The organism is Nocardia nepalensis, from assembly GCF_048910785.1.
In the GTDB taxonomy this organism is placed as follows: Bacteria; Actinomycetota; Actinomycetes; order Mycobacteriales; family Mycobacteriaceae; genus Nocardia; species Nocardia nepalensis.
In genome coordinates, this window is record NZ_JBKBET010000021.1 from 347,710 (window position 1) to 368,096 (window position 20,387).

Annotated in this window: 17 protein-coding genes and 1 pseudogene; 7 read left to right on the forward strand and 11 right to left on the reverse strand. The window is 67.7% G+C overall.

The window, feature by feature from the left end; all coding sequences use genetic code 11:
* Positions 1 to 4: 4 nt before the first annotated feature.
* Positions 5 to 577 (reverse strand): TetR/AcrR family transcriptional regulator, encoded by a 573-nt coding sequence (locus tag ACHQ4I_RS18545; protein WP_420773035.1) that lies wholly within the window; start codon positions 575 to 577, stop codon positions 5 to 7.
* An 84-nt stretch (positions 578 to 661) separates the two neighbouring features.
* On the opposite strand from ACHQ4I_RS18545, the gene ACHQ4I_RS18550 reads away from it, so the two are divergent.
* Positions 662 to 1,630 (forward strand): quinone oxidoreductase family protein, encoded by a 969-nt coding sequence (locus ACHQ4I_RS18550; protein WP_420773036.1) that lies wholly within the window; start codon positions 662 to 664, stop codon positions 1,628 to 1,630.
* A gap of 117 nt (positions 1,631 to 1,747) precedes the next feature.
* Here the strand turns inward: ACHQ4I_RS18550 and ACHQ4I_RS18555 are convergent, their stop codons facing one another.
* The 3 genes from ACHQ4I_RS18555 to ACHQ4I_RS18565 all read right to left on the reverse strand — a co-directional run bounded on the left by ACHQ4I_RS18555 (position 1,748) and on the right by ACHQ4I_RS18565 (position 9,495).
* Positions 1,748 to 2,977, reverse strand: coding sequence for an FAD-dependent oxidoreductase (locus ACHQ4I_RS18555; RefSeq protein ID WP_420773037.1), 1,230 nt, complete (start codon positions 2,975 to 2,977; stop codon positions 1,748 to 1,750).
* 145 nt (positions 2,978 to 3,122) lie between these two features.
* Complete coding sequence (locus tag ACHQ4I_RS18560) at positions 3,123 to 3,680, reverse strand: DUF4334 domain-containing protein (RefSeq protein WP_420773038.1); 558 nt, start codon at positions 3,678 to 3,680, stop codon at positions 3,123 to 3,125.
* A 91-nt stretch (positions 3,681 to 3,771) separates the two neighbouring features.
* A complete protein-coding gene (locus ACHQ4I_RS18565; RefSeq protein WP_420773039.1) occupies positions 3,772 to 9,495 on the reverse strand; it encodes a WD40 domain-containing protein in 5,724 nt (1,907 codons plus the stop codon).
* A 104-nt stretch (positions 9,496 to 9,599) separates the two neighbouring features.
* Between ACHQ4I_RS18565 and ACHQ4I_RS18570 the strand changes: the two genes are divergently transcribed.
* Complete coding sequence (locus tag ACHQ4I_RS18570) at positions 9,600 to 10,856, forward strand: ArsB/NhaD family transporter (RefSeq protein WP_420773040.1); 1,257 nt, start codon at positions 9,600 to 9,602, stop codon at positions 10,854 to 10,856.
* A 5-nt stretch (positions 10,857 to 10,861) separates the two neighbouring features.
* On the opposite strand, the gene ACHQ4I_RS18575 is transcribed toward ACHQ4I_RS18570, so the two are convergent.
* From ACHQ4I_RS18575 to ACHQ4I_RS18585, 3 genes are read right to left on the reverse strand one after another with little or no spacing between them, the layout of a single operon-like run.
* Positions 10,862 to 11,779, reverse strand: a complete 918-nt coding sequence (locus ACHQ4I_RS18575; protein ID WP_420773041.1) for an inositol monophosphatase family protein — start codon at positions 11,777 to 11,779, stop codon at positions 10,862 to 10,864.
* Positions 11,761 to 12,477, reverse strand: coding sequence for a hypothetical protein (locus ACHQ4I_RS18580; protein ID WP_420773042.1), 717 nt, complete (start codon positions 12,475 to 12,477; stop codon positions 11,761 to 11,763). The genes ACHQ4I_RS18575 and ACHQ4I_RS18580 overlap by 19 nt, the downstream gene beginning before the upstream one ends.
* Complete coding sequence (locus tag ACHQ4I_RS18585) at positions 12,478 to 13,374, reverse strand: hypothetical protein (RefSeq protein WP_420773043.1); 897 nt, start codon at positions 13,372 to 13,374, stop codon at positions 12,478 to 12,480.
* A gap of 200 nt (positions 13,375 to 13,574) precedes the next feature.
* Here ACHQ4I_RS18585 and ACHQ4I_RS18590 point away from each other — a divergent pair, with 200 nt between their 5' ends.
* On the forward strand, positions 13,575 to 13,739 hold the full coding sequence (locus ACHQ4I_RS18590) for a hypothetical protein (RefSeq protein ID WP_420773044.1): 165 nt from the start codon (positions 13,575 to 13,577) through the stop codon (positions 13,737 to 13,739).
* A gap of 25 nt (positions 13,740 to 13,764) precedes the next feature.
* Here ACHQ4I_RS18590 and ACHQ4I_RS18595 read toward each other — a convergent pair whose 3' ends face one another.
* From ACHQ4I_RS18595 to ACHQ4I_RS18610, 4 genes are read right to left on the reverse strand one after another with little or no spacing between them, the layout of a single operon-like run.
* Positions 13,765 to 14,031 (reverse strand): YciI family protein, encoded by a 267-nt coding sequence (locus tag ACHQ4I_RS18595; RefSeq protein WP_420773045.1) that lies wholly within the window; start codon positions 14,029 to 14,031, stop codon positions 13,765 to 13,767.
* Positions 14,028 to 14,537, reverse strand: coding sequence for a transcription antitermination factor NusB (gene nusB, locus ACHQ4I_RS18600; RefSeq protein ID WP_420773046.1), 510 nt, complete (start codon positions 14,535 to 14,537; stop codon positions 14,028 to 14,030). The genes ACHQ4I_RS18595 and nusB overlap by 4 nt, the downstream gene beginning before the upstream one ends.
* Positions 14,538 to 14,571: 34 nt before the next feature.
* Complete coding sequence (gene efp, locus ACHQ4I_RS18605) at positions 14,572 to 15,135, reverse strand: elongation factor P (protein WP_062993495.1); 564 nt, start codon at positions 15,133 to 15,135, stop codon at positions 14,572 to 14,574.
* Positions 15,136 to 15,185: 50 nt separating this feature from the next.
* A complete protein-coding gene (locus ACHQ4I_RS18610) occupies positions 15,186 to 16,313 on the reverse strand; it encodes a M24 family metallopeptidase (protein WP_420773047.1) in 1,128 nt (375 codons plus the stop codon).
* A 210-nt stretch (positions 16,314 to 16,523) separates the two neighbouring features.
* On the opposite strand from ACHQ4I_RS18610, the gene ACHQ4I_RS18615 reads away from it, so the two are divergent.
* The 4 genes and pseudogenes from ACHQ4I_RS18615 to aroB all read left to right on the forward strand — a co-directional run bounded on the left by ACHQ4I_RS18615 (position 16,524) and on the right by aroB (position 20,308).
* The gene (locus ACHQ4I_RS18615; RefSeq protein WP_420773048.1) at positions 16,524 to 16,979 is read left to right on the forward strand and encodes a prepilin peptidase; all 456 of its coding nucleotides are present in this window, start codon (positions 16,524 to 16,526) and stop codon (positions 16,977 to 16,979) included.
* A gap of 92 nt (positions 16,980 to 17,071) precedes the next feature.
* Complete coding sequence (gene aroC, locus ACHQ4I_RS18620) at positions 17,072 to 18,268, forward strand: chorismate synthase (protein ID WP_420773097.1); 1,197 nt, start codon at positions 17,072 to 17,074, stop codon at positions 18,266 to 18,268.
* Positions 18,265 to 18,783 (forward strand): annotated as a pseudogene (locus ACHQ4I_RS18625) (shikimate kinase); the annotation flags it as partial. The gene aroC and the pseudogene ACHQ4I_RS18625, both read left to right, overlap by 4 nt.
* A 391-nt stretch (positions 18,784 to 19,174) precedes the next feature.
* Entirely contained in the window at positions 19,175 to 20,308 is a 1,134-nt protein-coding gene (gene aroB, locus ACHQ4I_RS18630) for a 3-dehydroquinate synthase (RefSeq protein WP_420773049.1), read from the forward strand.
* The last annotated feature ends 79 nt before the right edge of the window (positions 20,309 to 20,387 follow it).

The following is a 20,387-nucleotide window of genomic DNA, read 5'->3' on the forward strand; positions in this document are numbered from 1 at the left end:
GTCGCTACCCTCGCAGCACCGATTCGACCAGGTCACGAACGGCCGCGAGCAGGCGTTCGGTCTCACCCGCGCGCGCCAGCCGCGGCACCTGTTCGCCGCCCAACGCGCCGAGCAGCAGCCTGCCCACCACCTCGGCATCCAGATCGGGGCGGGCCTCGCGCAGCAGCGCGGTGATGTGCGCGTCCCAGAATTCGTGGATCTCGGCGGCCCGGGGATGCGGCGGGCCCTGCAAATAGGCGACCGTCACCTCGATGTTGTCGGTCATCAATCGCACGAATGCGTCGAAAAAGGCCACCAGCCGCTCCCCCGCCGGCGCTCCCGGACCCAGTGGCGGCGGTCCGCTGCGGACGGCATCCATCAACGCGAACGTGCCCTCGGCGATCATCGCGTGCAGCAATCCGGCGCGATTGCCGAAGCGGTGGAAGATCGTGCCCTTGCCGACTCCGGCGGCGGCAGCGACCCGATCCATGGTGAGCGCGTCGGCGCCGTGTTCGGCGAGCAGTGCGGCGGTCGCGGCCAGGATCGCCTGCCGGTTCCGCGCGGCATCCGCCCGTTCCCTCGGGCGTTCGTCGGTCATTCCACCACCTTCATTGACAACTTGACCGCCGGTCCATATTGTTCGAGAGGCATCTGGACCGGCAGTCAAGTTATGGAGTTATCGATGAAGGCAATCGTAGTGACGGGCGTCGGCGGACCCGAGGTCCTGGTCTCTCGGGACGTCCCGGCACCGCACCCCGGCCCCGGCGAACTGGTGATCCGCACCGAGGCGATCCCGGTGCTGTTTCCGGAGACCAAACTGCGCTCGGGCGAGTTCCCGATGCCCGTCGAGCCACCGGTGGTCTTCGGCTTCCAGGCGGCCGGCGTGGTCACCGAGGTCGGGGCGGAGGTCGATGCGACATTCATCGGCCAGCGAGTCGCCGTGGACACCGTAGGGTTCGGCTCTTACGCCGAATTCGTCTCCGCACCAGCATCTTCCGCGGCCCTGATTCCGAATGGTCTATCTTCGGACGACGCGGTCGCCATCCTGATGAACGGCTCGGTGGCACTGCCCCTACTCGAGACGGCGGTGCTCACCGGTACCGAAACAGTGCTGATCGAAGCCGCCGCAACGGGAGTCGGCAGCGCACTCACCCAACTCGCCAAGGAATTCGGCGCGGCACGCGTCATCGCGACCGCGGGCGGCCCCGAAAAATCCGCGCGGGCACTGGAATTGGGCGCGGACGAGGTCATCGATCACAATGCCCCGGACTGGCCGACCCGGCTGCGCGAAATTCTCGGCACCACAACGCTGGACGTCGTCTTCGATTCGATCGGTGGCACCAGCGCCCGCGCCCTACTCGACACCATGACCCCACTGAGCGGCCGAATGCTCAGCTACGGCTGGCTTTCCGGCGCTCCCGCCCAGATCTCGGCAATGGATCTGATCACCCGAGGCCTCACCCTCACCGGCTGCGCAGGACCGACGTGGCTCGCCAAGGTAGCGAAAGCCCGCCCCACAACCCTGACCCGCGCCGCCACCGGAACCCTCACTCCCCTTATCGATTCCGTACTACCACTCGACGAGGCCGCCAAGGCACACCAGCTCATCGAGGACCGCTCCCCGATCGGCAAAATCGTCCTCCGCCCCTGAGTCCAGGCAGTCGAGTTCAGGCCCGAGTGCGTGAAATCGCTTGTGGCCATTGGTGTTTCCCGCGAATCGCTGGAATTCACAGCATGCTTTGACTGTGCGCATCGGTTCGGTACGTGGTCAGGGGCGGCGGGCGAAGGCGGGGGCGTGTTCGGGGAGGACACCTCGGGCGAACAGGAATGGGACGACAGCGCGCAGTACGGGGATTCGGCGCAGGATACGCACTGGCAATGGGGTTCTGGTCGCGCTGCCGATATCGATTCGGCCGGATAGGGCGGGGCGGAATACGGCGGCGTGCAGGATCCGTTGCAGGCCCTGGGTGACGGCGGTGGGGATGCTGCGGCGACGCTGGACCTTGGCGAGGTCGCGGGTTGTCACTGTGCCCGAAGTCAGGGGTGTGGCAAGGATTCTCGCGGTGGCGACGGCGTCCTGGACAGCGAGGTTGATGCCCACGCCCCCGGCCGGGGACATCGCGTGGGCGGCGTCGCCGATGCAGAGCAGTCCGTCGGTGTACCACTTGGTCAGGCGATCCAGCTTGACGTGGAGCAGTTTCACCTCGTCCCAGTCCTGGAGCGCATCCGTGCGATCGCGCAGCCACGGCGCGGCATCGGCCATGCTGCCCACGATCTCGGTGACCGGACCGCCGCGGGCCGCCGCGTCACTGCCCTTCGCGATGAGGGTGGCGACCTGCCAGTAGTCGCCGCGGTCGACCATGACCGCGGCGCGGTTGGCAGTGAGCAGCCCGATCAGTCCGGCCGGGTCGATATCGGTGCGCGGCAGGCGGAACCACCACACATCCATCGGGGTCTGCCAACTGCGCGAGCCGAGCCCGACCTCCGCGCGCAACAGCGAGTCGCGGCCATCGCAGGCCACCGTCAGGTCGGCACGGATCTCACCGGTGTCGCCGTCACTGGTCCGGTAGATAACACCGGCGACCCGGCTGCCCTCCCGAATCACCCCTATCGCTTCGGTATTCATGCGCAACCGGAAGGTCGGCTCGCGATCGGCCGCCCCCGCCAGCAGATCCAGCAGATCCCACTGCGGCACCATCGCGATGTATTTGTGGGTGCCGGGTAGATGTTCCATGGTGAACAGCGTCTGCACCGAGCCGCGGATCGGGAATTGGATCGTATCCACTTTGCGCGCGGGAAGTTTCGCGAACTCCTCGCCCAGCCCCAGCTCGTCCAGGAGGTCGAGGGTAGTGGGATGCACTGTGTCGCCACGGAAGTCGCGGAGGAAGTCCTTGTGCTTCTCCAGTACGGTCACATCGATACCGGCGCGGGCGAGCAGGAGTCCGAGCACCATTCCGGCCGGTCCGCCACCGACCACCAGACACGTCGTGCGCTCCATCGCCCGGCCTCCTCCGTGCTTTCGCGCCGGACGGACATTCCGCGGGCGCGGATGTAGCGGTTTCCCTGGCTCAGCTCAATGGTATGCCCGCGCAGACGAGCGCAGCCCGGAATCGCCACCGCGCCAACCAAACGCCGCCAGCCCGTCAGCGGCGCAGAATGAAGAAATACGGCTCGTGCATCCCCCGCATATCCATCACCCCGAGCAGCGTGTCCGCGTCCACACGGCGGAAGTGGTCGATGATCGGCAGGTGGTCGTAGGCCATCGCGACACTCACCACACCCCGGTATTCGATATCGCGCAAACGAGCAGCGGGCTTGCGAGTTCGGATCGCCGGACAGACCACCGGCAGCAGCGTCCGGGCGGCCTGGACGCCCGCGAGCGGCACCTTACCGGCGAGACCGAGCGGTACCCGGCGCGGATCGACGGCGAAGACATTTCCCGACGCGTCGGCGAACAGCAGCGGATGCACCGATTCCGGATCGTCGAACTGTTTGCCGTACCAGCCCGAGGCGACGAGCACTCCGGCGAACGGATGTCCGGTATCGAGTTCCGCACCCCGCCAACGCCCGACCGTGACCTCTGCGACCCTGGCCGCGGGCAACCGATCGAATAGGTCCCACGCCTGCTCCGCCGTACACCCGCCGCCGAGCAATTCCGCCAGCTCGGCCGCTCCTGACTCCGCATGCCCTGCCACGGTCATCGCAGACCTCCGCACCGACGGCAACATTGCAAGAAGAACCATATCAGTCTCTCAAATTGGACGTCGGTCCTACCTGTACCGCAATTCCGGATCAGAAGGGTGCATCGGCCGCGAGCTTCCCGACCCCCGGCAGGTAGGGGTCGAGTTCCCCGGATTCGAACCGCGCCATGCCGATGACATGCCAGAACTGCCCAGCGGTATTGCCCTCGAACTTATAGCGGCCGTCCGGCGCGAGCGCCGCCCATCCTTCGGACAGACCGAGCAGAATCGCCCGAATCGACGGCGCGGTAGCCGGATCATCCTCCGGGCGCGACCACAGGATGATGTTGCCGTCGTCGCCGCCACTGGCCAAGACCTGGCCCGACGGGTCGAAGCTCAGCGACCAGACCCGGCGCTTATGCCCTTCGAGCGTATGCAGATGACGTCCGGAGGCCATATCCCACAGTCGAACAACCAGATCGTCGCCCCCCGTGGCCAGTGTGCCGGTATGAGGGTCGACGGCGGCAGTCCAGAGCCGGCCCGTGTGCCTGGTCAGCGTGTGCAGAGCGTCGCCGGATTCGACATCCCAGATGCGGACGGTGGTGTCCCAGGAGACGCTGGCGACCCGGCCGTCGTGGAAGGCGACCGCGTACACCCGGTCCCGATGCCCGCGCAGTGCCCGCAGGAATCGGCCGGAGCGCACATCCCACAGCCGCACGACCGAATCGTCACAGCCGGTGGCCATCAGCGTGCCGTCGGCACTGAAGGCGATGGAACGCACCCGCCCGCGATGTTCGGCGCAGACGGCGTGCAGCGCACCGGTGGTGCGCACCCAGATGATCACGGTGTCGTCGTCGTTTGCGGTGGCCACGAAGTCGCCGGTGGGGTCGAAGGCGATGGCCCAGATCGGCGCGGATTCGACATTGATGTGCCGCTCGTACAGGTCGGTATCGAGGTTGAACAGGCTGAGCCGCCCATCGTTGCCGACCATGCCGACCTGTTGCGGTCGCACCGCGCTGAATACCGCCGATTCGAAGGTGAGCAGACGATCCTCGCTGCCGATCAGCCTGCGGACCAGCCGCCCGGTCACCGGATCCCAGAGCCGCACCATTCCGTCGTTGCCGACTCCGGCGAGCAGTGTGCCGTCGGCATTGAAGGTGACGGTGCGGACCTGGCGACCGTGGCCGGTGAGAGTGTGTTTGCAGGTGCCGGTGACCGGATCCCAGAGCCGGGTGGTGAATTGGTCGTCGGTAACGGCCAATTGGGCCCCGTCCGGGCGGAAGGCGAAGGGCCAGATGGAGCCGGTGTGCGCGGTGAGCCGGTGTCGCAGTTCCCCGGTCGCGCTGGCGCGTAGGCAGACCAGTCCCGCGCTGTCGCCCGAGGCGAGCACTTCGCCGGATGGATCGAAGGCCAGCCAGTAGATGGCCGCGCTGTGTTCGGCGAGCGCCTGTCGTTCCGCGCCGGTGTCGGCATCCCACAGCCGCAATCCGCCATCGGTATCCCCGCTGGCAACGATCGGCAGGCTCGGATGGAAGGCCACGGTGTACACCCGCCCGGTGTGGCCGGGCAGCTCGCGAATCTTGGTGCAGCTCACCGGATCCCACAAGGTGAGCGTGCCGTCGACGCCGCCGACCGCGAGCAGCTCACCGGTCGGGTTGAACGCGACCCGGAACACCGAGCCGGACGCGCCGGTGAAGGCACCGCTCTCCCTACCGGTTTCGATATCCCACAGCCGAACCGTGCCGCTCCGATAGGAGGCCGCGACCAGTGGTCCGTGAATCGCCAAGCTGTAGATCAGTTCTCGGCCGCCGTCGGCGGGGCTGCATTCGTGGCGTAGTTCGCCGCTGGGCAGCGTCCAGAGGCGCAGCACCCCGTCGGCGTCGCCGGTGGCCAGCAGGTCACCGGCCGGGCTCAGCACCACGGGCCACGGCCAGTTCTTGTGCCCCTGCAGGATTCGGCGCAGTTCGCCGCTGGCGGCGTCCCAGATGGCGACGGTGCCGTCGCCGGATCCGGTGATCAGCACCGAATCGGTGTAGGCCACCGCGAAGGCTCTGGCCCGATGTGTCTGCAGTGTGCGCAGCGGTCTTCCGGTCTCGCTATCGCAGATGAGCACGCCACCGTCATCGCTGCCGATGGCGAGGGTGCCACCGTCGGGGTTGTAGGCGACCGGCTGTGGCAGCCTGCCGTGCCTGGCGTGGAAGCCGTGCCGGACGCCGATGGCCGCCGGGGCGAATTCGGTCTGCGCCGCGACCCCGGGCACCCAGGCCGCGCCGCGCAGATCGGTGCCGGCCGGGGTGCCGGTGACATCGATCAGTGCCGCGCGGGTCCAGCGACTGCCACTCGCCCGCGATCCGGTCAGGTCGGAGTGCACCAGTCGCGCGCGGGTCAGATCGGCCGCGCTCAGGTCCGTGCCGACCAGGCTGGCCTCGTCGAGCCGGGCGCCGACCAGCCGCGCGCCGTGCAACACGGCGCGGTCCAGGTTGGTGCCGACCAGCCGGGCGCCGGTGAGATCGGCTCCGGTGAGATCGACTTCGCGCAGATCCCGATACGACAGATCCTCCCCCGCCAGGCTCGCGCCGCGCAGGTCAGCGGTCGGCGCGGTGCGCAGCCGGGTCGTCACCCGAATGGCGTTGGTGCGCGAGACATCGTCGGCGGTCTGGTCCGCGAGCACACCTTCGGCCCAGGTGCGCAGCGCCCGGTTGTCGGCGAGATCGCAGAGGAAGTCGATCGAGAGCTGCGACAGTGGCGCCTGGGCGAGTTGCGCGGGCGCGAGGGTCCCGACCTCGAACTGTTCGGCAATGTGGTTGGCCACCAACCATTCCATTACCGAGGAATGGATGAAGCCGAACAGGTTGTCCTCGGTGCGCACCAGCAGGCTGCCCGAGCCGATGGCGTGTGCCGACTGCTGCACCGACATCCGGCTCGACCCGGTCAGCTCGGCCAAACCCGCTGCCACCTCGGTCAATTCGGACAGCCGCAGGTATGGTTCGCCGGTCTCCCAGATGCGCAGTGCGAATGCTGTTACGCCCAGCCACAATTCGTGCAGGCGCAGCCCTGGCAGTGCGCCGGCGACGCCCGCGGTACGGTCCGCCTCATAGGTCAACCAGGACTCGAGGATCTCCCGGTACAGCCCGGCCGGACCGACCGCCTGTTTGGCGCCCGCCGCGGCCCGCAGCCGCCGTTCGTCCAGATCGGCGATGAAGCCGAGCATTCTGGGGTTCTGCGCGAGCCCGAGCAGGTCTTCGATGCCGGTGATCAATCCCATCCTGGCGTCCGCGCGACGGATATCGCCGCCGTAGCGGTTGGTCAGGAAGGCGTGGATCTGCGCGGGCGCGAAGTCCTCGATGCTGACGATCCGCCGATCCTGCAGCAGCCCAACTCTTTCGCCGAGCGCGGTGAGCACCTGGGCGCGGGATTCGAAATGCTGGGTCCGGCTCGCCACGATGATCTTGGCCTTGCCGACGGCGGCTTGCAGCAGGGTCTCGAGATGGTCGGCGGCGAAGTCGTAGCTGATCCGGGTGACCAGCTCGTCGAAACCGTCGAAAAGCAGCACCACGCGGCCCTCGCGCAGCATGTAGTGCAGCGCCTTGAGATCGATTCGGTCCTCACCGTGGTTGGCCAGATGTGCGGCGACGAGCCCGTCCACCGAATGGGTTTTGTCCAGTGCGCGCAGGTCGATGAGGATCGGGATCAGCGCGGGCATGGTTTCGGTGATGCGGCGGGCCAATTCGCGCAGCGCGAAGGTTTTGCCGCGGCCGAAATCGCCGAGTATGAGGATGAATCGGCCGTGGTCGGCGGCGATCACCTTCATCAGTTCGCCGACCAGATCGTCACGGATCAGCTGGTCGCCGTGTTCGAGGATCCGGAAGCGTTGCGGCACATACAAATCCGGCGGATAGGTGCGATCCGAACGCAACCGCCCGGCCTGCTGGGTGAGATAGTCGTCCAGATCGAGCAGACCCTGGAATTCGGTGAAGCTGCGCACCCGCAGGCCGTTGCTGGCCGCCTCCTCGCGCAGTGAACGCGGCGGCGCCGCACCGCGATACACGAGTTCGGAGCCGTAGTCCGGGTCGTGGCCGAGGAAGTCCTCCACCACCTGCCGCGTCATATCGCCGACGTGCACCCCGATCCGCCACTGGGCGATGACCTCGTCGTATTCCCTGGTGATCAGCAGATGCGGCGGCTCGACTTCGACGCGGCGGATTTTCGCACCGGGATAACGGGTTTCGCACACCTCGGCGACACGCTCCAGCAACCGCCCGTGCGGGTCGACGGCCGGGGTATCGGCGGGCGGTTCGGGGAGTTCGGGCTCGTCCGGACCGGGGAGTTCGGGTTGTTTGGCCGTCGGCAGCGCGGCCGCGGTTTTCAGCCAGTCGAGCTCGAGTTGCGCGGTCGTTTCGCCCCGTCCGGAGAATCGCGCCAGGCCGGCGGCGGTGAGCTGGATGATCTCGTCCCGGCCGGGCGCGGCCGCGGGCAGCACGGGTAGCGTGCCGTCGAGCCGATCCAGATGCGGCCCACCGGGTCCCGGACCGTGCACCAGCAGATTCAACCGGCTGCCGAGCAGCCGCGACAAGGTGTCAGCGTCGCGCAGCAGGTCCGCATCGTGCGCGGGCGTGCCCGCACCCGGCAGCGGATCGTGCCGGACCACGCCCAGGCGCAGCCATCCGTTCTCCTCGAACGGGCGCAGCCGCTCGGCGAACCACGCCGCCTGGGGTTCCCCGATCCGGCCGTAATCGTCCTCGGGCAGATGGGTCGCGGCCATGGTCGAGTTCAATCCGGCCACCACGACCCGCAATTCGGGAATGGGGAACAGTGTCCACGGCTGTCCGACATCGAAGACGAGGTGGTCCAGGCCCTGATACAGCGCGGCGAACATGCGCGCGTACTGCTCGAGCTTCGGGAAGTACGGCGGCTGTGGCTTGCGGTCGCGGGCCTCACAGCCCAGGAAATACGCGTGGCAGGCGGGTTTGGACACATCGTGGTTGCCGGGCACCAGGATCAGCCGATCCGGACCGAGACCCAGCAGGGTGCGCAGTCCGCTCAGGAAGGTCAGCGCCTCGTCGACCTCACGCGGACGGCCGGATTCGGTCATATCACCGGACACCACGATCAAATCCGGTTTGGCCACGCCCTGATTCACCAGATGGGTGACATTGGCGTGAATGCGCGCCTGCAATTCGGCCGCAGTGCTCGGCTCGTCGGCGCCGAGCAGTCCGCGGCCGAACCGCGGCCCCGCCACATGCAGCACCGAAACCCCCGTGCGCTGCTCGTCGCGCTGCGCGGCGCCCGGAAACGCCGGAGCCGCCACCGGCGTGCGGCGCCGCAGCACGGATTCGGCACTGTCCGACATGGTTTCGGCGGCGAACCGGTCCGGCGCCGGACCCGGCCCATCGTGCGGAAAGCCGGGTTCCGATGGCGGCTTCGCCCGCCCCGCGAGCAGATGCCCGACCCGCTCCAGCAGGATTCGGCGCGCCTCCTCGGCGGTCGGCACCCGCACCAGGTCGAGATAGGTGATGGTGGCGAGCAGGCCCTCCAGCGCGCATTCGGCGATGCGCACCGGCATCAGCTTGCCCGGATCAGTTCGGTAGGCCGCCTGCCACTCCATGGTTCCGTAGTAGGAACCGAGATAGTTCTCCGACAGCACGACCAGCACCACCGCCGACTCGCGCACGCCGCGATCCATGAAATCGATGAAGTTCGTGCCCGGTACGAAATCCCAGGCCTGGATGAGGGTGCTGTAGCCAGCGGTCTCCAACTGCCAGGCCAGCCAGGTGGCCCATCGCTCATCGGCCGGTGAATAACTGATGAAGAAGTCCCGCCGCCCGCCCGAAGTCACAGCATCAGTATGCCCCGAGGGTCGGCTGTGCCAAACGAAAGAAGATCATCGCGACGCGAGGCGAATGAACAAGGGCCCCAGCCGATATGCTGCATGATGGGCTTGTGTCCGAACAGGTCGATTCCGCTGCGGGAACCCCGCCGTCGAGTGCCCTGATCTCCGCTCCGCCACCGAAATGGGGGCTGAGCACGCTGGATTGGGTCCGGCTCGGACTGTTCGCGGCCGGGCTGCTGTGTGTGGCGACCGGATTGCTGCCGCGCGCCGAGGCCGCCGACAATATGCGCCGGATCGGGCCGCTGCTGCTTTTCCTGTGCAGTGTGATCATTCTCGCGGAGCTGACGCGACAGGCGAAGGTCTTCGACGTGATCGCGCACCGACTGGCCATTCTGGGCCGGGGCTACTATCCGGCGCTGTTCCTGCTCTGCGTGCTTTTCGCGTCGACGACAACCATTCTGCTCAATCTCGATACCACCGCCGTCTTGCTCACCCCGGTCATGCTCGCGCTGGCGATACCGGCCCGCATTCCACCGCTGCCATTGGCCATGACCACGCTCTGGCTGGCCAATACGGCGAGTCTGCTGTTGCCGGTCTCCAACCTCACCAACCTGCTTGCCGCCGACCGGGTTGCATTGGGTGCCACCGATTTCGCGGCGCGCATGTGGGCGCCACAGCTGGTATCGATCACGGCGACGATGGTGTGCCTCTGGGTCTGGTACTGGCGGCGCGGCCGTCGCGAAACCGACCGGTACGTACCACCTGAGCCGATCCGCCCCGAGAACGTCAGGGAGCGCACGCTGCTGTATACGACGGCGGGCGCATGTCTGCTGTTCATCCTCGCGATCCCATTCGTGGGTGATCGGATCGGCATTGCCGCCACCCTCGCCGCCGCCATCGCGGTGGCCGCCTTCGCGATCTTGGACCGTGCCTCGCTGCGCTGGTCGCTGATCCCGTGGCAACTCCTGGTTTTCGTGGTCGGACTCTTCCTGCTGGTACCGACGCTGAGCCGATTCGGTCTCGCCGATGTGATGCACGCGCTGATCGGCGACGACTCCGGCGCGGTCGGCGCCTTCCGCGCGGCCGGGGCGGGGGCGGGACTGTCCAATGTCGCCAATAATCTTCCGGCCTATACCGCGGGCGAGGCGGTCATTCCCGAGCACCGGAATCAGTTGCTGGCCCTGCTGATCGGCACCAATATCGGGCCGATCGTAACGCCGTGGGCCTCGCTGGCCACGCTGCTGTGCCTCGAGTTCTGCCGCACGCACGGGGTGCGGGTGCCGATGCTGCGGTTCGTCCTGACTGGGCTGGGGCTGGCGGTGGTCGCAACGACCGGAGCGGTCGCGGCGCTACTCGCCACCGCGTAGTCCGGTCAGTCCGGCAGCCCCGTGACAGTGACTTCCGCAGCCGATTTCACGAGCAGGGTCAGGTCCGGGAGCACTTCGGCGCTCGCGGCGATGAAGTTCACCTCACCGGTGGGCAGATCGAGGCGCTCGTCGAGCGGTGCGCCGTCGAAATCCGTTAGGTGCAGTCCGGATTCGCGAGCGAGCAGGGTTCCGGCGGGGAGATCGACGAGACCGGCTCGATAGCCGACGAAGCCGTCGATATCGCCACGCGCGAGCATGACCCAGCACAGCAGCGGGGACCAGAGTTGGATCAAACGGCGCGAACCGGATTCGAGGGACAAACGCAGGGCCCGTGCGGCCGGATCACCGCGGCCCACCGGATAGCCCTGTAACCACGCCAGGGTCGGGGCGGATTCGCTGGGCCGGTGCGGCGGGCGGCGCAAGGGGCCGTCGGGCCCGGTCGCGCCGTCGCCGCGCACGGCCGACCAGGTGCGATCGGTCACCGGCTCGTGGACGACGCCGAGCACCGGGATTCCGTTGTGGCACAGTGCGATACCGACGGTGCAGACCGGCAGTCCGATGGCGATATTGTTGGTGCCGTCGAGCGGGTCGACGACCCAGCACCAGGAATCGTCCACCCCGTCGAGACCGGATTCCTCGGCGAGGATCCAGTGGCCGGGGAACGCCCGACGAATATGGCTGACGATGAGATGTTCGGCGCGCAGATCCAGATCGGTGACCAGGTCACCGGCCGCGTCCTTGATCCGCACGGTCAGCGAACCGGCCAGACCGGCACGGATCGCGCGCCCCGCCTCGATCGCCGCGTCGATCGCAACCGATCGCGCGAGCGCGAGTATCGCGTCCGGCGGCTCAGCCCGCAACACCTCAATTCCGGCCCGATTCGCTTGGGGAACAGTCGGATTCATCACGTCGCTGGCTCGCATCGGTCCTCCAACTGTTTCGGCAGGGTACTCAGGTGATCCAGCACGGTCTCGGCGGCCTGCCGGGTTTCGGTTGTGGTGCACGCGATTCGGTGCACCCAGTGGTCGACGGTGGCGAGGCCGCCCAGCGATCGGTCCGGTCGGCCGTGTCGCGCCTCGCCCAGCACCACGGTGGCCGCCTCGCCCTGCACCTCGGATACGTGAAATACCCCGTGCGGCAAGGTGTAGGCCTCGCCCGAGTGGAAGTTCTCGGTCGATCGGGTTCGGCAGGTGACCAGTTGCGCGGTCGCGCGCACCACGTCACCGTCGGCGGCACTGTGGATTTCGAAGATCCGGTGCGTCGGCCGCTCCGAAGCGCCTGCCACGTCGAGGATTTGATTGCCGACGCGCCCGTACAGCACCGAGCTCAGCAGATCCCAGCTGTGTGCGTGCATCGGCGAGGTCGTCGGGTCGGCGCGCATACCCGCGGTCCAGACGTGCAGGCAAATGCCGCGACCGCCGCCGCGCCATGCGGGAAAACACAGGAACCCCAATGGATGCCGGACCGGGGTGACCTCGACCCGACCGGCCAGCACACCGGTCATGAGGTCGTGGGCCCAGCGACGCACGGTACCGCTCGCGACCGCGCGCCGCTCGCTCGAGGTGACCCGACCCGCCGCGTCGGAGCCGATGAGCGTTAGGAGACGGTCGTAATCGTTCATTCAGTACGGATTCCTCGGCTGTAGCGCGCGCCGCACGATATCGGCGACGTCGCGATCGGTGTAGGAGGCCGGTAGCGCGAGACCGAGCGCATCGAACAGCCCACGGGTCTGATCGACGGAGGGCTCGTCGGCCAGCGGCGACTCCTCGCTGCGGCTGAGCGGCACCTGCCTGGCCTGCTTGAAACTGGCCACCAGTTCCCGGTTGAAATCACGGTAGTAGGGCTTGTCCCGTTCGAACATCAGGGCCGGGGTGTTCGGATTGTCCTGGGTGACAATCACGCAACTCGACGACAGATCCCAGCGGAATGTCGTCATCACCGTCGAAAGGCCCACGTCGATGGTCAGGAAGGTGAAGCGCTGCCGGTACCAGCAGGCGGCGAGCACGGTCGCGAAGGACTCCTTGCGGGTGCGTTCGGTGGTCCACAGCTCGCCGGTGCGATCGGCCTCCGGCACCAGTGACGAGCGGAATTGCGCGTAGGTCTTGCACAGCTGCTCGTTGGTCGGGTCGAGAACCTCCACCTGGATCCGCAGCGGACGCTGTTCGCGGCGGGCGTTTTCCACGCATTCGCGCAGTGTGACGGCCCGCAGATAGGTTCCGGTGCCGCCTTTGAACAGCCATTGTTCGGTGCCGCGCCGCGCGAGCGTATGCGCGTGCCCGATCTCCGGACCGTAGAGCAGCTGTACCGAATTCGAATCCCGAATGGCCTTGGCCGACAGGTGCCGATCACGCAGCAGCGTGGTGGCCAGCAAGCCGAGCACCAGCAGGATGACCGCGTTGATCAGATCCGAATCGAAGAACCCGATGTCGATCAGCGAGATCACACCGAAGATGACCGCGAGAACCAAGGCGACGAGTCCGTCGATATTGTTCCGCAGCCAGATCAGCACCCGTGCCATACGTTTTCGGCCTCCCCTGGGGTTTCCACCCAGGATAGGTGCACCGGTGTCGACGCAGCGAGCGAACCGTCAAGTCCCACTGGCGAACCGGTGCGTCGCCACGGCGGACACGCGCGCGGAGATCGTGTTCACCATGAGTGATCCAAGCCATATCCCGGATCCTTGACCTCGAGTGCGGTTGAGGAACCAGGATCGGACTCGTGCCCGGGATTCGGGATGCGGGCGCACCACCGTCGGTGCGCACCGCAGGACTCGGCACCCCGAATCCGCGAGCCGGTCAGAGCCGACGGGCTGGCGGTTCGCTCCCGCTGGGCCAGTACACCTACCAGCGGGAGCGCGGGAGCCGCGCCTCGCCCACCGCGTAGCGATGCGGCTGTGCGAGGGTGCGATTCAGGCGGAGACCGCGATCTCCCATTCGTACACGGTGAGTTCCGACGAATCGGTGGTGTGCACCGGGTCGGTGAACGCGATCTCGCGCGCGGCCTCGAGACTTTCGGCCTGTATCACGTAGGCACCGCCGGTGCCGTCGGTGAAACGTCCGCTCTCCACCAATTGCCCACGCTCGAGCAGCTCGTTCAGGAATTGCCGGTGCGGTTCGATGGCGGCCGGGTCGAACGACGGCTTGCGCATCGCCATGACCAGGTACTTATTGGTCACGCTTCCGGCTCCGGGCGCGGCGCCCTGGTGGCCGCGGCGGCGGCGCGCACCTGCGGGGCAACCAGCACGACCTGGCCGAGCACACCGTTGACGAATCCGGGCGAATCGTCGGTGGACAGCTCCTTGGCCAACTCCACCGCCTCATCGACCGCGACGACCGGCGGAACATCGTTGGCGTGGAACAACTCCCACACCGCGATCCGCAGGATGGCCCGGTCCACGGCGGGCAGCCGGGACAGCTCCCAGTCCTTGAGGTAGGACTCGATGGTGCCGTCCACCCGATCCAGATCGTCGGCGACGCCCTCGACCAGGGTGCGGGTGTAGGCGTGCACCGGGGCGACCGCCTGATCCTGGGTGGCCAGCTCGGCCCGCTCGATGATCAGGTCGGCAGCGTCCACATCGCGGGCCTCCGCCTCGAACAGCAGATCGACCGCCCGGCGACGGGCCTTGTGGCGCGCGCCGAGCTTCTTGAACGTGGACTTCTTATCTAGGGGCTGTTCCGCCACAGCAGTCATTATTCCTGTTCGCCTGGGCCGGCGATCAGGCGTTCACGCGGCCGAGGTAGCTGCCGTCGCGCGAGTCGATGCGCAGCTTGTCGCCGGTGTTGATGAACAGCGGCACCTGCACCTCGGCGCCGGTCTCCAGGGTGGCGGGCTTGGTGCCGCCGGTGGAGCGGTCGCCCTGCAGGCCGATATCGGTGTGCTGCACCTCGAGCTCGACGGTGACCGGAAGCTCGACGTAGAGCGGCGCGCCCTCATGGGTGGCGACCTGCACGACCATGTTCTCCAGCAGGAACCGGGCGCCCGGACCGATGGTGTCCTCGGAGATGGAGATCTGGTCGAAGGTCTCGCCGTCCATGAAGACGTAATCCGAGCCGTCGTGGTACAGGTAGGTCATATCGCGACGGTCGACGGTGGCGGTCTCCACCTTCACGCCCGCGTTGAAGGTCTTGTCGACAACCTTGCCGGACAGCACGTTCTTCAGCTTGGTCCGCACGAAGGCAGGGCCCTTACCCGGCTTGACGTGCTGGAATTCGACGATCTGCTGGAGCTGACCGTCGATCTTCAGCACGAGGCCGTTCTTGAAGTCGCTGGTGTCCGCCACTGTTCTCGGATCTCCTAGTTCTGGCTGAATACGATCTCGGGTAACCGGCGTCAGTCGACGACGGTCAGGTCTTTGCTGGTGTTGGTGAGCAGATCCGGGCCCCCCTCGCGCACCACGAGCGTGTCCTCGATCCGGACGCCGCCGCGGCCGGGGAAGTACACACCTGGTTCGACGGTCACCGCCACGCCAGAAAGAAGTGTACCGGTTCCGGTTTTGGCGATTCCCGGCGCTTCATGGATCTGCAGTCCCACGCCGTGCCCGAGGCCGTGCACGAACAGCTTCCCGTGCCCGGCCGCCTCGATCACCGCACGCGCCGCCGCATCGACGTCGGTGACCTGCACACCTGGCCGCAGTGCCTCGCGCCCGGCCCGCTGCGCCGCCTCGACCAGCGCGTACACCTCGCGATGCCAGTCCGAGGCAGTGCCGAGTACGAAAGTGCGGGTCATATCGGAGTGGTATCCGCCGATCACGGCCCCGAAGTCGATCTTGACGAAATCACCGGTGGCGAGGACCGACCCCGTAGGCCGGTGATGCGGTATGGCGGAATTCGCCCCCGTCGCCACGATGGTTTCGAAGGCGATCGCGTCGGCGCCGTGTTCGAACATCGCCCACTCGAGATCCCTGGCGACCTGACGTTCGGTGCGGCCGGGGCGTAGGCCCCCGCGTTCCAGCAGGGTCGCCAACCCGGCGTCACCCGCGGCGCAAGCGGCGCGCAACTGCTCGATCTCGTAAGCGTCCTTGACCATGCGCAGCTGTTCGACCAGACCGGGCGTGGCGACGAACTCCAAACCGGTCTTCTGCTCGATGAACCCGCGATGCTGGTCGACCGTGACCACGTGACTCTCATAGCCGACCCGCCCGAGCTGCCACTCTCCCGCGAGCTCCACGATGCGCCGGGCCGTGGCCCTGGCTATTTCGGCCCGCAGGTCCGGCACCTGCTCGGCGACCTGGCTCAGATAACGGCCGTCGGTCCCGATTACCGTGCGCTCCTCGGCATTACGCGTATCCCAGGAGGTCACCAGCAGGCTGGCATTGGACCCGGTGAAACCGGTCAAGTACCTGATGTTCACCAGATCGGTGACCAACAGCGCGTCGACCTCGTTTTCCACCAGCAGACTCCGCAGCGCGCCACGGCGCGCCGCGTAGTCGGGCGCACGGCCCGCGTGATCAGCAGACATGTGTCAAAACTACCGCCGACACGCCGTCGAACCCGCAAAACTCCGGCATTAACCGGGCCACACCCGTCGTATTGGGCACAATGTCCAGTTGCCGAGGCATTCCCGCGGGAAAAACGCGAGCGAGTCGATCGATGTTCACATATCGATCGGCTATCCCCAATCCGAAAATCGAGGCTGCTTGCGCCACCGTGGCGGACGAGGCTGGAAGCCATGTCCCCCATCGCCTTTGCCCCGCTGGTGGCCTGGTGCGCGGCCCTCACCGCAGTCGATCTTCGGCATCGCCGACTACCCAATGCGCTCACCATGTCCGGTGCGGTGATCATCTTCGGATATGCGCTGTTCACAACACAATTCACAGCCGCGGCAGCCGGTGCGGTCCTACTCGCGACGCCCTACCTACTGATGCACTTGATCACACCCGCCGCGCTCGGGGCAGGTGATGTGAAGCTCGCGATCGGACTCGGCGCGGTCGCCGCACTCGGCGGTGCGCAGGTGTGGGTTCGGGCGGCACTGGCGGCCCCGGTCCTGACCGCGGCATTCGGACTCGCCGTGCTGGCCCGGTGGCGGATTCGGTCCGGCGATGATCGAGCCGGACCGAGGGCACTGCCCCACGGGCCTGCCATGTGCCTCGCGACAGTGCTGAGCCTGGCGGCGGCGCACGGCTAGCCGATGCCCATGCCGCGAGCGACGCGACCGTGCCCGTCATCACGCCGGGCCGCGTGCCGGAGCACCCGCGCCGACATGGGAAGATGGACGACGTGCTGCGCTGGATAACTGCCGGAGAATCCCATGGTCCCGCTCTCGTCACCATCCTCGAGGGGATGGTGGCCGGTGTCGAGGTGACATCCGACGAGATCTCCGCACAGTTGGCGCGCCGTCGTCTCGGGTACGGGCGCGGCGCCCGGATGAAGTTCGAGGCCGACAAGGTCACCGTGGTCGGCGGGGTGCGCCACGGGCGCACCATGGGCGGACCGGTGGCCATCGAGATCGCGAACTCCGAATGGCCGAAGTGGACGACGGTCATGTCCGCGGATCCGGTCGACGAGAGCGAACTCGCCGATATGGCCCGCAACGCGCCGCTGACCCGGCCCCGGCCCGGCCACGCCGACTACTCCGGCATGCTCAAGTACAACTTCGACGACGCCCGCAATGTGTTGGAGCGGGCCAGCGCTCGCGAGACCGCCGCGCGCGTCGCGGCAGGCACCGTCGCCAGGAACTTCCTGCGGCAGGCATTCGGTGTGGAGGTCGTCTCGCACGTCGTCTCGATCGGCACCGCCGCCAACACCACCGGCATCGTGCCGACCCCCGCCGACCTGGCCGCGATCGATGAAAGTCCGGTGCGCGCGTTAGACAAGGACGCCGAGGCCGCGATGATCGCCGAGATCGAGGCCGCCAAGAAGGACGGTGACACCCTCGGCGGCGTGGTCGAGGTGGTCGTGGATGGGCTGCCCGTCGGACTGGGTTCCTTCATCAGCGGTCCGGACCGGCTCGACTCGCGACTCGCGGGCGCGCTCATGGGCATTCAGGCGATCAAGGGCGTCGAGGTCGGCGACGGCTTCGAAACCGCGCGGCGCCGGGGCAGCCAGGCGCACGACGAGATGAAGCCGGGACCGGACGGCGTGCTGCGCTCGACCAACCGCGCGGGCGGTCTCGAAGGCGGCATGACCAATGGCGAACCGCTGCGCGTACGTGCCGCGATGAAGCCCATCTCGACGGTGCCGCGCGCGCTGTCCACGGTCGATATGGCCACCGGCGAGGAGGCCGTCGCCATCCACCAGCGTTCCGACGTCTGTGCCGTGCCGGCCGCGGGTGTGGTCGCCGAGTCCATGGTCGCGCTGGTCGTCGCGCAGGCCGCACTGGAGAAGTTCGGCGGCGATTCGCTGGTCGAGACCCTCGACAACATCACCAGCTACGTCAAGCGCGTCAGCACCCGACCACACGTGCCGCCGCAATGATCGTGCAGTCCGATCCGCGCGCACCGCGCGTGGTGCTGGTCGGACCGCCCGGAGCGGGGAAATCGACGATCGGCCGCAAGCTCGCCAGGGAACTCGGTGTCGAGCTTTACGACACCGATGCCGGGATCGAGCGCGAGACCGGGCGCACCATCCCGGAGATCTTCAGCGAGGACGGCGAGCCCGAATTCCGCCGGATCGAGGAGCGGGTGGTGCGCCGCGCCATCCTCGCCGAACGCGGTGTGGTGTCGCTCGGGGGCGGTGCCGTGCTGTCCAAGGACACCAGGGCACTGCTGCGCAATCGCACCGTCGTGTATCTGGAAATCAGTGTGGCCGAAGGACTTCGGCGCACCGGCGCGAGCACGCAGCGGCCGCTGCTCAACGGTGCGGATCCGGGTGCGAAGTATCGCGAGCTGATGCGCAAGCGCCGGCCGCTGTACCGGGAGGTCGCTACGGTCCGGGTGCGCACCGACGGGCGCAGTCCGGGCCGGGTGGTGCGGATGATCATGGCGAAGCTGGGCATGGAATCGGTACTGCCGCAAGACGCGGAGCCCGATTCGACCGGAATCGCGCCGGATACTGCCGCAGCCTCGCCGACCCAAACACCGAAGACCCCGGGCAGCAACAGGTCACGAGCCCGGCGCGCCGCCAGGGCTCGCGCCGCCGCCCGCCGCCGGGCCGCCGCTCAGGCCGATAACGCCGAACCCGCGACCACGGAACGAACCAAGGTCACCACCGCGACGGCCGATCGAACCAAGCCCACCGGCAAAATCTCCAACGGCCCCGCCGGCTCCGAAGGATCCGGTGACACGCCGACCGCTGGCAGCCGGTCCCGGCGCACCAGGGCCCGCCGCGCCCGCGCGCGAGCGCTCAACCAAACAGCACGCACAGAATCGGAGCCGAGTACCCGTGAGTGAAAGCCCAGCTGAGCCGAGTCGCATCGAAGTCCGCACCGCCGACCCGTATCCGGTCATCATCGGCCGCGGCCTGCTCACCGAACTCGTCGACTCGGTCGCCGGCGCGACCACCGGCGTGCGCACCGTCGCGATCTTCCATCAGCCGCCGCTGGCCGAGACCGCCGAGGTGGTGCGGAAGGCGCTGGCCGACAAGGGTATCGATGCGCATCGCGTCGAGATCCCGGACGCCGAGGCGGGTAAGGATCTGGCCGTCGCGGGCTTCTGCTGGGAGGTGCTCGGGCGGATCGGCCTGACCCGCAACGATGTCGTGGTGAGTCTCGGTGGCGGTGCGGCGACCGATCTGGCCGGATTCGTCGCCGCCACCTGGATGCGCGGGGTGCGGATCGTGCATGTGCCGACCACACTGCTGGCCATGGTCGACGCGGCCGTCGGCGGTAAGACCGGTATCAACACCGAGGCGGGCAAGAATCTCGTCGGCAGCTTCCACGAACCGGCCGCGGTGCTGGTGGACCTGGCGACGCTGGAAACCGTGCCGCGCAACGAGATCGTCGCGGGCATGGCCGAGATCATCAAGGCCGGTTTCATCGCCGACCCGGTGATCCTGGAGTTGGTGGAGCGCGATCCGGAGGCCGCGCTCGATCCGACCGGCGATGTGCTGCCCGAGCTGGTCCGCCGCGCGATCCAAGTGAAGGCCGATGTCGTCGCCGCCGACCTCAAGGAAGCCAGCCTGCGCGAGATCCTCAACTACGGCCACACCCTCGGCCACGCCATCGAACGCCGCGAGCGCTACCGCTGGCGCCACGGCGCCGCCGTCTCGGTCGGCCTGGTCTTCGCCGCCGAACTCGGCCGCCTCGCTGGTCGCCTCGACGACGCGACCGCCGACCGCCACCGCACCATCCTCGCCAGCATCGGCCTGCCGACCAGCTACGACGCCGGCGCCCTCCCCCAACTCCTCGACGTCATGCAGACCGATAAGAAGACCCGATCCGGCGTCCTACGCTTCGTCGTGCTCGACGGCCTCGCCAAGCCCGGCCGCCTCGAGGGCCCCGACCCCACCCTCCTCGCCGCCGCCTACTCCGCCATCGCCCGCGAAGACAGCCCGAGCAGCGGCGCCATCCTCCTCTAGCCCGAGCCGCGACCACATCCAGACGGCAAACTGCGGCTGCCCTGGAAAGAGCGAAGGCGACCTTCCGGCCATATCAGCC